11 protein-coding genes are annotated in these 12650 nt (G+C 39.5%); 2 read left to right on the top strand and 9 right to left on the bottom strand.

Features of this window, described 5'->3' with window-relative positions:
* Nucleotides 1-74: 74 nt before the first annotated feature.
* The 8 genes from FTT94_RS01590 to FTT94_RS01555 all read right to left on the bottom strand — a co-directional run bounded on the left by FTT94_RS01590 (nt 75) and on the right by FTT94_RS01555 (nt 10025).
* A complete protein-coding gene (locus FTT94_RS01590; RefSeq protein WP_180170112.1) occupies nt 75-989 on the bottom strand; it encodes an ABUW_2363 family tetratricopeptide repeat lipoprotein in 915 nt (304 codons plus the stop codon).
* 105 nt (nt 990-1094) lie between these two features.
* Entirely contained in the window at nt 1095-1904 is an 810-nt protein-coding gene (cysE, locus tag FTT94_RS01585; RefSeq protein ID WP_180003858.1) for a serine O-acetyltransferase, read from the bottom strand.
* Nucleotides 1897-2739 (bottom strand): RNA methyltransferase, encoded by an 843-nt coding sequence (locus FTT94_RS01580; protein ID WP_180039995.1) that lies wholly within the window; start codon nt 2737-2739, stop codon nt 1897-1899. The genes cysE and FTT94_RS01580 overlap by 8 nt, the downstream gene beginning before the upstream one ends.
* 51 nt (nt 2740-2790) lie before the next feature.
* Nucleotides 2791-6363, bottom strand: a complete 3573-nt coding sequence (gene dnaE, locus FTT94_RS01575) for a DNA polymerase III subunit alpha (protein ID WP_180170111.1) — start codon at nt 6361-6363, stop codon at nt 2791-2793.
* Nucleotides 6364-6515: 152 nt separating this feature from the next.
* Nucleotides 6516-7187 carry a hypothetical protein gene (locus FTT94_RS01570; RefSeq protein ID WP_257231035.1) on the bottom strand — a complete coding sequence of 224 codons (672 nt, stop codon included), beginning with the start codon at nt 7185-7187 and terminating at the stop codon, nt 6516-6518.
* 172 nt (nt 7188-7359) lie between these two features.
* Nucleotides 7360-8055, bottom strand: coding sequence for a methionine ABC transporter permease (locus FTT94_RS01565; RefSeq protein WP_078188742.1), 696 nt, complete (start codon nt 8053-8055; stop codon nt 7360-7362).
* Nucleotides 8052-9077 (bottom strand): methionine ABC transporter ATP-binding protein, encoded by a 1026-nt coding sequence (locus FTT94_RS01560; RefSeq protein ID WP_168377623.1) that lies wholly within the window; start codon nt 9075-9077, stop codon nt 8052-8054. The genes FTT94_RS01565 and FTT94_RS01560 overlap by 4 nt, the downstream gene beginning before the upstream one ends.
* A 75-nt stretch (nt 9078-9152) precedes the next feature.
* On the bottom strand, nt 9153-10025 hold the full coding sequence (locus tag FTT94_RS01555) for a MetQ/NlpA family ABC transporter substrate-binding protein (RefSeq protein WP_168377622.1): 873 nt from the start codon (nt 10023-10025) through the stop codon (nt 9153-9155).
* Between the two features lie 656 nt (nt 10026-10681).
* Here FTT94_RS01555 and FTT94_RS01550 point away from each other — a divergent pair.
* A complete protein-coding gene (locus FTT94_RS01550; RefSeq protein ID WP_180003865.1) occupies nt 10682-11002 on the top strand; it encodes a pyrimidine/purine nucleoside phosphorylase in 321 nt (106 codons plus the stop codon).
* A 247-nt stretch (nt 11003-11249) separates the two neighbouring features.
* Here FTT94_RS01550 and FTT94_RS01545 read toward each other — a convergent pair whose 3' ends face one another.
* The gene (locus tag FTT94_RS01545; RefSeq protein WP_180170110.1) at nt 11250-11804 is read right to left on the bottom strand and encodes a GNAT family N-acetyltransferase; all 555 of its coding nucleotides are present in this window, start codon (nt 11802-11804) and stop codon (nt 11250-11252) included.
* Nucleotides 11805-11860: 56 nt separating this feature from the next.
* Between FTT94_RS01545 and FTT94_RS01540 the strand changes: the two genes are divergently transcribed.
* Nucleotides 11861-12640 (top strand): hypothetical protein, encoded by a 780-nt coding sequence (locus tag FTT94_RS01540; protein WP_180054448.1) that lies wholly within the window; start codon nt 11861-11863, stop codon nt 12638-12640.
* The last annotated feature ends 10 nt before the right edge of the window (nt 12641-12650 follow it).

Here is a 12650-nt window from a genome sequence, read left to right as displayed (position 1 = left end):
TTTTCAATTCGCCTTAAATGAAAAAAGACCGTTAAAACGGTCTTTTTTCAAAAGAATTTTCTAAATCGTTACAATTAAGATGTAGCTTTAGGTGGATTTAGAACTTGCCAAACATTCCAACGGCCTTGCTTTTCAATTTCTTGAATTAAACGATCAGCAACTTCTGCTTCTTGTGGATATTTAACTTTATAGTTCTTTAAGACCTGAATTGCGTTCTTTTTTTGTTCCATTGCAATGTAGTTATTTGCTGCAGAAAGATACGCTTCTTGAACACCGGCTTTCATTGCTTTGTCTAAGTATGGAATCGCTTCACGTTGACCACCACCTTCAGATAAACCAAAACCGAACCAGAAGTTTGCTTCTGCATCATCTTGGTTGATTTTTAAAATACGTTGTGCGTAAGTTAATGATTTAGTGGTGTACACAGAACCCAAATCAAGGTTACGTGCCATCACACTGGCTTTAAATGCACGAACTAAAATATCAAAAGAAGCATTGTCTTTAGACGCAAGCGTATCTAATTTTTGCGTAACTTCCTTGAGTTTAAGCTCAAACCCTTTGCGTTCTTGGCGTTGAACAAAACGTGGTGGATAGTGACGTGCTTTACCTTCAACAAGCTGTAAGAAATCATCAATTTCAGTAATGTCGATTTCATTGTCACCTGCTAAAGCAGCAAATTTCATCGAACGTTCTTTGCTGTCAACAGTGGGGATAATCAGGCGGTTTTCTTCAAGAGTTAATTGCTTAGATGGGTCGGTTGGGCTAGTTACCACCATCTTAGTCACAGGCTGTGCTGCAGCTTTTTGTAAATTTAATTCAAAAGGAGGTGGTGCATCGTAGTTAAATGGGTTGAGTGCGTAGAAAGGTGGAGTCAGTTCAGGCTCTACAAAAATCATGGCATCTTTAGGAGCATTATTTTTAGTTGGGGCGCTTCCACAAGCGGCAAGGGTTAAAGCAATACAAGCAACTGCCAAGGGCTTAAGCGTCATATGATTCATCCATTAATTTATTTTATACAAAAAAGCATGTTGGTCAGTCTAAAAAAACTCTGAACAACATGCAAGTTAAAGGCAACTTATTATGATTGCTTTTGGTTAAGCTTTAGATTGATTACTTTGAGCTTCGCATTCGCGGCGCACATCTTCAATGATTTTAAGTTCTTCCTGACTAAAAGGTTGTTCATTAAGCTGTTGCTTTTTGAACGTTGGGTCAAGGAGAGACAAACGCTGACACAAATTATTCATACGTTTTTCATTGTGCTGAATACGATCTAACAACACACGCATACCTTCTAACATTGGGTCAGTTTGGTCTTGTGTTGCAGCATACGGTTGGAAACCAATACTTTCTGCATAATCGCGACGACGGCTTTCAGCTTCATCTTTTGGCTTATCTTTCGTGATAAAGCGTGCTGGATTACCTACAGCGGTAGTATCCGCAGGAACTTCTTTGGTCACCACGGCATTTGAGCCGACTTTGGCATTTTTACCTACCGTAAATGGGCCTAAGATCTTTGCACCAGCGCCAACCACTACGCCATCTTCCAAGGTGGGGTGACGTTTGCCTTTATTCCAAGTTGTGCCCCCTAAGGTCACACCATGGTAAAGGGTGACATCATCACCAATTTCAGCTGTTTCACCAATCACCACACCCATACCGTGGTCAATGAAGAAACGACGACCGATTTTCGCACCCGGATGAATCTCAATGCCTGTGGCAAAGCGGCTAAAAGAAGACAATAAGCGAGCTGAGCCTTTACACTCTTTTTTCCAAAGTTCATGTGCCATACGATGCATGATCAAGGCATGAATTCCTGGATAAGTCGTTAAGACTTCGAGCGTATTTCGTGCAGCAGGATCGCGCGCGAATACAGCCTGTATATCTTCTTTGAGCTGCTTAAGCATTAGATTGATCCTCATTGTCTGTAGATTTTTTCCATGTTCCGTTATTTAAAGCCTGTACTCGGCTAAAGATGCCACGTAATAAGTGGTATTCCATACGATCTAATTGTATACGTCCAAATAGGCGACGCAAGCGTAAAGGTAATAATCTTGGATTTTTTGGATCCATAAATTCAATCTCTGCCAGCATTTTTTCAATATGCGGGTAGAACTGTTCCATCATTTCATGGGTCACCAAAGGTTCATCCCATTCCATATCGATGTCATCGGTAACATGCATGTTGGCATCAGGATTTGCAGTTAACTCAGTATGTGCAAGGGCAGCCATACGCATTTCATAGCAAATTACCTGAATCGCTTGGGCAACGTTCAAGACGCCATATTCAGTATTCACTGGAATAGTGACATGGTAGTTGGCCATTGCCAATTCTTCATTGGTCAAACCACGGTCTTCACGGCCAAACACCACGGCAATTTCTTGTTGTTGTTCACAGACCGCTTTGAGAGACATTTCAGCAGCAGGGCGAGCGTCAAGTAATGGCCATGGGATGGTACGACTACGCGCACTAGTACCAAAGACAATATGACAATCTTTAATGGCTTCTTCTAATGATTCAACGATTTCAATTTGATCAATTAAATCGACAGCACCGGCAGCCAAAGCATTAATGTCCGGATGCGGGTAAGTCTTCGGTGCAACTAAGACCAACTTTGAAAGTCCCATGGTTTTCATGGCACGTAATGCACTACCAATATTTGCGGGTAATGTTGTATTCACCATGACAATACGCACATGGGAGAGATGTGCTGAAACCGCAGCATTGTCAGTTTGATTCATGATATTTCCAATATGTTTATTTAAAAAAGCAGTTCAAACAGCGTTTAAACTTTAAGAAAATTGATTGGCTTCTGCTTGATATAAATCCATGGCATCATCCATGCTCATCCCATCTGGCGGTGGCGGAACCTGCGCAGGAATAGAGGCTTGTTCATAACTTACCGCTTTGGCAGCTTTGGATTTGACATGATATTCGACATGCAAAGATTCTTTGCCGAAGTAGTCACGCAGCTTAGACAGTAATTCATCTAGTGGGGCAACTTTCCAGTTTAAGCCCAAATGAATGTCGGCCGTCGCATATGGATAGTCAATATATAACTGCACAGGGATATGCGTACACATATCGACATTGCAAAAAGGCAGTAAAATATTTTGGATATCGCGTGATAGCGTTTTACTAAAATGTTCAGGTGTTAATTTAATTTGAATGGCATTGGCACGTTTTTGACGGATTTCATTCAAACTGAAGGCTTTAGTTAAGCGACCCATTGGCCGATCAAAACCTTCACGTTCGTAAATTTCACCTTCAATGACCACCACTTTTTCGTTTTGAATCACATCTTTGAAGCGGTTAAAACGTTCGTGATTCGCAGACACTTCTATACGTGCAGTACCATCATCGAGCGTCACCATCATGCGGTTCGGGAAGTTGGCAATATCGACGACGAGGCCTGCAAATACTGTAGTGACACCACGTCGTGTAGGCGTAAGCTCATTAATGCGCTGTGAAATAAAGGCTTTTAGCTCCGATCGATACACATCGATCGGATGACCTGTTAGATAAAGCCCAAGAGTATCTTTTTCACCTTTAAGCCGAACTTCATCTGACCACGGTTTAACAGGTTTAGAAGGTTTACGCTGAACTTCTTCAACTTCACCAAATAAATCCATCATCCCTGTTTCGCGGTTTGTACGGGCTTGGTCAGCCGCTTGTACAGCTTCTGGCAATTGCGCCATCAAGTCAGCGCGTTCTAATCCTAAACAATCCAATGCGCCACCACGAATCAATGCTTCAAGCGTGCGCTTATTGATTTTTTTTAGGTCAATACGATGGCAGAAGTCAAACAGATCTTTATATGGGCCATCTTGGATACGTGAGTCAATCACAGACTGCATGGCAGCTTCACCGACACCCTTGATCGCACCTAAACCATAGACGATGGTTTTTGGATCGCTGGCATGGAAATTATATAAAGACATATTGACCGAAGGTGGCAAGACTTCAAGACCATTAATACGACAGTCATCGATCAAGAACACCACGTTATCGGTATTCTGCATTTCCGAGGTCATCACTGCTGACATAAATTCAGCAGGGAAATGTGCTTTTAACCAAGCGGTTTGATATGCAACAAGGGCGTAGGCTGCGGCATGGGATTTGTTAAAACCATAGCCTGCGAATTTTTCCATATAGTCGAAGATATGGTTGGCAGTATCAGCATCAATGCCTTTGAGCGCAGCTCCGTCAGTAAAGATCTGACGGTGCTTAATCATTTCTTCGACTTTCTTTTTACCCATGGCACGACGAAGTAAATCCGCGCCACCCAAGCTATAGCCAGCACAGAACTGCGCTGCCTGCATTACCTGTTCCTGATACACCATAATGCCGTATGTCGGTTCAAGGACACTTTCTAGTAATGGATGTAAGTATTCAAACTCGCCACCATGCATACGGTAAATAAAGTCAGGAATCAGATCCATCGGGCCTGGACGGTATAAAGACACGAAAGCAATAATTTCTTCGAACTTACTTGGACGTGCCTCTTTCAGCATTTTTTTCATGCCGACGGATTCAAACTGGAAGACTGCTGTGGTGTTTGCATCTGCGAACACAGCATAGGCAGGTTTGTCATCCAAAGGAATTAAGGAAATATCGACAGGTGTAGTGATATCTGGACGGGCATTAATGTGCTTAATGGCATCTTCGATTACCGTTAAGTTACGTAAGCCCAAGAAGTCGAATTTAACTAGACCTGCAGCTTCCACATCGTCTTTATCGAATTGGGCTACACGGTTAGTTCCATCTGCATCACATAGGACAGCCGAATAGTCAGTTAACTTAGTTGGTGCAATAACCACACCACCGGCATGTTTACCTGTATTACGGGTAATGCCTTCAAGTTTGAGTGCCATTTCCCAAATTTCGGCTGCATCGTCGTTATCAGGATTTGATGGGTTGGTGACAATATCTTTGAGCTGTGGTTCGGCCTCAATCGATTCTTCCAAACTTAAACCTAAAGGCTTGGTTGGAATCATTTTAGAAATACGGTCAGCCAAACCATAAGATTTACCCAAGACACGGGCTACGTCACGAATTGCACCTTTTGCCGCCATGGTACCGAAAGTTGCAATCTGAGAGACCGCATCTCGACCATAAGTGCGTGCAACATAGTCAATAACACGGTCACGACCTGCAATACAGAAATCGACGTCAAAGTCGGGCATTGATACACGTTCAGGGTTTAAGAAACGTTCGAACAGTAGGTCATAACGTAGTGGGTCTAGGTCGGTAATTTTTAAACTATAGGCAACCAAGGAACCTGCACCCGAACCACGGCCTGGACCAACAGGCACGCCATTACCTTTAGACCATTGAATAAAGTCCATGACAATTAGGAAATAACCTGGGAATTGCATAGTCAGGATGATCCCGACTTCATAAGCCAAACGTTCATCATAAGGCTTACGAATTTCTGGCCAGTCGTCACCACGTTGTTCGACAGGGTACAAATGCGCTAAACGTTCTTCTAAACCTTCTTTTGATAAATGTTCAAAATAGGTGTCAATTGTATGATCTTCAGGAATTGGATAATCGGGAAGGTCATGGAAGCCTAAACGTAGTGACACATTACAGCGTCGTGCAATGTGATAGGTATTTTCTATAGCCGTTGGAATGTCTGCAAACAGCTCCGTCATTTCCTCGGCAGTTTTAAAATACTGTTCAGGGCTATAATTTTTAGGGCGACGATTGTCACCAAGGACATAACCATCGGCAATACAAACGCGTGCTTCATGTGCCTCGAAATCTTCTTTACGTATAAAATGCACATCGTTATGAGCAACCACACCAATGTTAAATTTCTTCGCAAGTTTTACTGCTTCGTGAATAAAGTCTTCTTCACCCGAGCGCTCAGTCCGTGTAATCGCTAGATAAACACGATTGCCAAATTTTTCGACCCATTCAGCTAACAGAGGTTCAGCTTTTTGCGGGTTGGAAGAGCAAAGCATTTTGCCGACATCACTTTGCATACCCAGTAAAACAATCAGGTCTTGGTGTTGATTTAAAATCCAATCTTTTTTTACGCAAGGAATATCAAGCTGTTGACCTGAAATATAACCTTCAGAAACCAACTCTGTTAGACTGCGCCAACCTTTATTGGTCATCGCTAGAAGAGTAGCTTTGTGCTCAGCATCATTCAAACGAAGGGTCGAACCAAAAATCGGTTTAATGCCTTTATCTAAGCACTTTTTATAGAATTTTACAGCAGCATGTAGATTTGAAAGGTCAGTAATGGCCAGAGCGGGCATTTCATCTGCAGCTGCAGCTTTAACAAGATCAGGTATACGTACAATAGATTCAGTAATGGAAAATTCTGTAAAAATACCAAGATGTACAAAGTGCATAGATGAGTCCCTGCGAAAACAGCTGCTGATTTTAGCATGCTCTGAGTTCAAACTTGCGTTTATTGCATGGCTTTATACAGATTTATAAATTCACTGTTTAATCAATAAACGCTGTATGATAATCACCATTTAGCAAGCAATACCTTGATTAACTAAAAAGCTATCAATTTGCTATTTTTAAAGTTGAAGAGTAGATTGCCAATATAGGGTAAATCATAGTTATGCGGCTCTTTCAGCACGCATTTTGCATGAGTCGGTGAGAGTAAAATCACATAAGCAATTTCATTGGGATTGGCTAATTTTGCACTTTTGGTAAAGTCTTTTACAAATTGTTGATAGTCATATTGGCTTATCAGATGTTTTGACCCAATTTGAATTTTATCGCGTATTTGAGTGGATTTATCCCATTCCATCCAAACATCCCCTTTGGTTTGTCCAAGTTGGGCGAAGCTGCTTTTATTTTTATAGAATGAATCATTTTTAACTTGAGGATTGTCCTCTGCATAAATTTCAAATTTTAGAAATTTACCTTTTGATGTGACATGAAATTCAGTATTGCCGGTACATTCTGAATATTCATATTTAAGCTTTACTGGATTTTTGCTGATTAATGCATTTGCTTTTGATGCAGGCAAGGGTAAGGCTAAGTCAACATCATTTACCTTAATACTAGTGACATAGTCATAATCAGCAATGGATGCAGATGCTGCTGAAGTGATGAATATCCACGTTGTGAAAAAAGTTAAGCGGAAAATTTGTGCTGGCAGTGTAGTTTCCATGGGGAATATAAAATCCTGTTCTTTTGATGTTTTGTCGTAATTCAAGTTTTTGGAAACGTAATGTTGAGGGGCGAATTTTAAATTCTATTGTGTTGCTAATTTGCCGTCAAAGTAATTTAGGGTCAAAGAAATCTTGGTTTTAGTTCTGCATTAAAAACTAAATTTTAAACACTAAAAAGCCCTCCGAGGAGAGCTTAAATATATGAATTATGCAGGCTTAGCGCAGTTTCGATAACCAGTCCCCCAGACTTTGAACAATTTGTACCAAAATCAACAATACAATGACGGTCATGATGACCACGCTACTATCAAAACGTTGATAACCATAAGAAATGGCAAGATCACCGATACCGCCTGCACCTACTGCACCCGCCATGGCTGTTGCACCAATTAAGCTAATGGTTGCAGTCGTTAAGTTTAAAATTAAAGAGCTACGAGACTCTGGTAGGACAAATTTAGTAATGATTTGCAGCGGAGATGCACCCATCGCTTGAGCAGACTCAATGATGCCGTCATTCACTTCAAGCAACGAAGTTTCAATCAGACGACCAATGTAAGGACCAACATAGATTGTGAGAGGAACAATTGCAGCCCAAGTACCAATTGAAGTACCCACAATGACTTTGGTCAAAGGGATGACTGCAATCAGGAGGATAATAAATGGCAATGAACGCAGCGCATTCACTATCGGGTTCAAACCATGGTAGATGACACGGTTAGGCAAAATGCCTTGTGGACGTGAGACATATAAGATCACGGCCTGGATAAAACCCCAAATACAGCCGAAGAGCATGGCAAAGAACACCATGTGAAAAGTTTCTTGTAGGGCAGTGACGAACTGATCCATAGACAAAGAACTTTTCCAAAAGGGTGCTGTAATTTGAGTCAGCCATTGAACAATTAAATCTCTCATTGCTGAACTCCTGCTTGAGTTACTTCAACACCATGTTGTTCTAAGAACGCCACCGCTTGTTGAATCAATGCTGTATCACCTAATAGCTGAACGAACATTTGTCCAATCACCGCACCATTAATTTCAGTCATATTGGCAAACAAAATATTCAGGCTAATATCAAACTGTTTAATTACCGCCTGAATCACAGTTTCTTGTGCCGAACTGCCGAGGAATTTTAAACAATAAATACTGTTATGATTTTGATTTTCTAAATTATTTAAAATATTAACAGGGAGCTGTTGCTGTAATACAGTTTGAATAAAGTTTTTCGTTGTATTGTGTTTTGGCTGACTAAAAATCTCTAAAGTTGAGCCATGTTCGATGACTTTCCCTTGTTCCATTACCGCAACATAATCACAAACGGATTCAATCACATCCATTTCATGGGTGACCATGACAATGGTAATGCCTTGTTCTTGATTGATTTTCTTTAATAACGCCAATACCGATTTGGTGGTTTGCGGATCGAGAGCAGATGTTGCTTCATCACACAGTAAAATTTTAGGATGATTGGCAAGCGCACGGGCAATCCCGACACGTTGTTTTTGACCACCAGAGAGCTCATCTGGATAAGCATTTTTCTTATGTTTTAAGTCAATAAATTCGAGCAACTCTTCTAAACGTTTTTGGCGTTCAGCTTTAGACACACCTAAAAGTTTAAGCGGCATTTCAATATTTTCTGCAACTGTTTTGGTTTGCAGTAAATTGAAGTGCTGGAAGATCATGCCAATATTGGTTCTTTCTTGACGCAGCTCTGCCGAATTTAAAGCAGTAAAGTCTTTATCATGAATAATAATTTGCCCTTCACTCGGACGTTCTAGCAAATTAATTAAACGGATTAAGGTACTTTTGCCTGCACCACTGTAGCCAATTAAACCGAAAATACAGCCATCTGGAATGTCCAGATTAATCTGATCCAGTGCTGTAACGGTTTGGCCTTTTAGCTCAAAATGCTTGGAGATATTTTTAAATTGGATCATAGCGTCAAAAAAGGGTTCAAAAATGAAAAAACAGGCAAAGTAAACTTTGCCTGTTTATTTGAAGAAATTATATTACTATTTTGCTTCAGTGAGGTAGCTAGTTGGTTTGTTTACATCAATTTTAGTACCACCAAAATGTTCATCGATGTAAGCTTTAACTGCTGGAGTGTGGTAAAGCGCGCCCACTTTTTGTAGAACTGGGTCATTTTGACGGTCAGCAGCAACAGCAAGAATATTCACGTTCATTTTTGTACTTTGATCGATTGGCTCATAGTAAACCGCATCTTTCAGTACGTTTAAACCACCTTCCATTGCAAGGGTATTACCCAAAACAATCGCATCAACTTCGTCTTTAACACGAACCGCAGTCGCCATTTGAATTGGTTTGATTACGATTTTCTTCGCATTTTCAGTTACGTCAGCAGGTGTACCTTTTACATCGTCAAAATCAGCTTTAAGTTTGATTAAGCCAGCAGATTGAAGCAGTAATAATGCACGTGATTCGTTTGCGCCATCATTTGGAATCGCAATGGTTGCACCAGTTTTGAACTCTTCAAGTTTTTTGACTTTGCTTGAATAGATACCCATTGGTTCTAAATAAGTTGTCGAAAGCGGTGCAATTTTATCTTTATTGTTGTCGTTAAACGCAACCATATAGGCATATGATTGGAATGCGTTAACATCAATTTCTTTGTTCGCTACAGCAGTGTTCATAGACACATAGTCAGTGAAGTTTTTCACTTCAAGTTTAATGCCAGCTTCTTTGGTTTCAGGAAGCGAAGCAATGTAGCGCCAAATATCAGCATCCGAACCAGTCGAAGCCATGGTGACGGTTTGCACTTCTGCAGTGTCTTTTTGTTGTGCTGCGTCAGTTGCAGGAGCTTCTTGTTTACCACAGCCTGAAAGGCCAACAGATAAACCGAGAACTAATCCTAGGAGCTTTTTCATATATTCACCCGAGTAAATTTATAAAATTAATAAATTCACAAATCATATTATGGAGAGATTTACTTAAGTCTTTTATCAGACAGGCTGATAGATGCTTAATAATTTAAAATGCTACACAGACTTATACAATTAGATCTGAGTCTATTTCCAAATGGGAAAAGATAGCCATTGCAAGCTGCTGTAAACAAAAGATTTAATAAAGCAAATCTCTATATTTCGCTAGGCATCATATCAATTTTTTATTATTCAATATAGTGATTTAAAAAGTTATGCTTAGCAGCAAAAATGTAAATGGAATATGTTTAATTAAATAATTTAATAAGTAAAAACAATATATTATTTATAATTAAACTATTTAAGTACGTCATTTGTATATGTTTAGGTCTATATAACAAATTTTAAAATGTATTGCTGAAAAAATGATAAAAATGAAATAAGTCCTGTCATACACAAAATTTGTAACATTCATATGTGAAAATAACGGAGAGTTTCAATCTAAGCTGAGTTGAAATCTTTATTGGTATATTTGAAGTTCAACTCTGATTCATGGCTTTTCAAAATCTTAGATCTAAATCTGAGGAAGATTGAATCCGCTACATTGTTTAATATAAACTGCTTAATAATTGATCATAATAAATTGCTATGTGAGGCACGCTATGTCAAATCAGTTTGATTTCGTCTCAGTTGTAAAAAAGCCTACGGTTCATTATGGCGGTAGATCTGTGAACCATGTATTAAAAATGGAAGATGGTAGTCAAAAAACCATCGGTGTATTTTTGCCATCAGAGCAACCCATGACGTTTGAGGCGCATGTGAAAGAGCGTGTTGAAATCACATCTGGGCAGTGTGTCGTGCAAATTGGGGAGCAGGGCGAGTTTGTTCAATATACGTCTGGCGAAAGCTTTATTGTTCCACAAGATTCTATTTTTAAAGTGCAATGTACTGATGTCGTTGATTATGTATGCCATTTTGATTAAGCATGCTTAGACAGGTTTGCAGTTGCTTCAGCTTTCCAACTTATGATTTTTTATTTCTAAGTCATAGCAATTGTTATGTTTAGAGTTTAAACCCCGCACTTAGCGGGGTTTTTTATATGATTACATGAATGATTTTGCTGTCTTATACGAAATCCTGCGGTGACTAAAATTAAGCTTTTTAACATCATCTATAGCCACTGTTTGGCAGAGTTAATGTACTTTAGTTTTGCCGTGAATAAATATTGAATTAGCAAAAGGGGATGTGCAAATAATCACTACGCTGTATTTCATACAGCACATGACGGTTTAATGGGTGTTCTGCTGGTACAAGCGGATGATTAAACTCGCGTACTTTATGCATACCTATGCGTTGCATGACACGTTCTGATGGTGTGTTCAAACTTGCAGTGAAGGAAATAACTTTATCTAGTCTTAAGTTTCTAAAAGCATGTTTGAGTACAGCTTTTGCGCCTTCGGTGGCATAACCTTGATGCCAATATTGTGCTAGTAGTCGCCAGCCAATTTCTGGTGCATCGGCTAGTTCAAACTCGGGTGGGTGTACGTGTAAGCCGATAAAGCCAATAAATTCACCTGTAGTTTTGAGCTCAGCTGCATATAGACCCCAACCACGTGTTTCGATTGCATCGTGTAGGCGTTGCATAAATGCAGTGGCTTCGGAAGCATCAAGTTTGTTAGGGAAATAGCGCATGACGTCATCATCTGCACACATGTGGATGAATGGAGCAGTATCGGAGTCTTGCCATTGGCGTAGGATCAGGCGAGGGGTTGGGAGTTGTATCATATATGTAATACTATAATTTCCTTATTCTTATTATAAAAAGACCGTGAGTAGATGTGATGTATATTTTTGAAATAATTATACCTGGGACTTGGCTTGATTATGAAGATCGTGAATGGAGTTGGGCGATTGAAAGTCAGCTTCGTTCGTTAGAAGCGCAATTTTTTGAGGCAAATTTAGCTTTAAATCTGTTTCATTCAATGGTTCACCAAGAATCAACTTCTAAAGATGATTGGCTTCGAGAAAATAATAGAAGAAGTGAAATAAGGAAGGAGATTGAAGTTGAGATTTTACAAGAGGGTAAGAATCATTGGGATTATATGGAAGAGATTAATTTAAAAACGGAAATTATTTTTAAAAGAGAAAAATGGAGTCAAGGTCGTATACCTAGGGAGTTTAATCATAATTTAGCATTTATATATGCACGAGCATTTTTATATGCTTTGGATACTTTTGATAAATTTCTTAAAGTTTTATCAAATAATAAAGATGTTCCAACGGAGCTGAAAACTACGTATTTGAAAATGTCAGAATATTTTCCTGATTTACGTGGTGTTAGGAATACCGCCCAGCATCTCGAAGATAGATCAAGGGGATTGGGGGCATATAATAAGCCTTTGGATTTAAAGCCTGTTGAGAATAGTTTTATTAATGCTCAACAAGGTGCATTAATATTAAATTGTTTAAATGGCTCTAAGTATGGATCAACTATGGCAGATGGTCATTATGGTGAAGTAGATGTTTCACCAGAATCAATGAATCACTTGCAGTCAATTTTGACAGAAGTTTTAAATTCTTTTAAATGGAAAGGAAGCCCTCAACACAAACCTAGTGCATAGAAATGTGACA

The sequence above is a fragment of the Acinetobacter sp. YH12027 genome, from assembly GCF_013420085.1.
GTDB classification, from domain to species: domain Bacteria; phylum Pseudomonadota; class Gammaproteobacteria; order Pseudomonadales; family Moraxellaceae; genus Acinetobacter; species Acinetobacter amyesii.
The sequence above is the reverse complement of the archived record's forward strand: the minus strand, read 5'-3'. Positions and strand labels throughout refer to the sequence as shown.

What these genes read in the sequence shown, in the direction of transcription:
- FTT94_RS01550 (WP_180003865.1), top strand. Translation starts at nt 10,682, where the DNA reads ATGTCAAATCAGTTTGATTTCGTCTCAGTTGTAAAAAAGCCTACGGTT.
- dnaE (WP_180170111.1), bottom strand. Translation starts at nt 6,363, where the DNA reads ATGCACTTTGTACATCTTGGTATTTTTACAGAATTTTCCATTACTGAA.
- cysE (WP_180003858.1), bottom strand. Translation starts at nt 1,904, where the DNA reads ATGCTTAAGCAGCTCAAAGAAGATATACAGGCTGTATTCGCGCGCGAT.
- FTT94_RS01580 (WP_180039995.1), bottom strand. Translation starts at nt 2,739, where the DNA reads ATGAATCAAACTGACAATGCTGCGGTTTCAGCACATCTCTCCCATGTG.
- FTT94_RS01545 (WP_180170110.1), bottom strand. Translation starts at nt 11,804, where the DNA reads ATGATACAACTCCCAACCCCTCGCCTGATCCTACGCCAATGGCAAGAC.
- FTT94_RS01555 (WP_168377622.1), bottom strand. Translation starts at nt 10,025, where the DNA reads ATGAAAAAGCTCCTAGGATTAGTTCTCGGTTTATCTGTTGGCCTTTCA.
- FTT94_RS01590 (WP_180170112.1), bottom strand. Translation starts at nt 989, where the DNA reads ATGACGCTTAAGCCCTTGGCAGTTGCTTGTATTGCTTTAACCCTTGCC.
- FTT94_RS01540 (WP_180054448.1), top strand. Translation starts at nt 11,861, where the DNA reads ATGTATATTTTTGAAATAATTATACCTGGGACTTGGCTTGATTATGAA.
- FTT94_RS01560 (WP_168377623.1), bottom strand. Translation starts at nt 9,077, where the DNA reads ATGATCCAATTTAAAAATATCTCCAAGCATTTTGAGCTAAAAGGCCAA.
- FTT94_RS01565 (WP_078188742.1), bottom strand. Translation starts at nt 8,055, where the DNA reads ATGAGAGATTTAATTGTTCAATGGCTGACTCAAATTACAGCACCCTTT.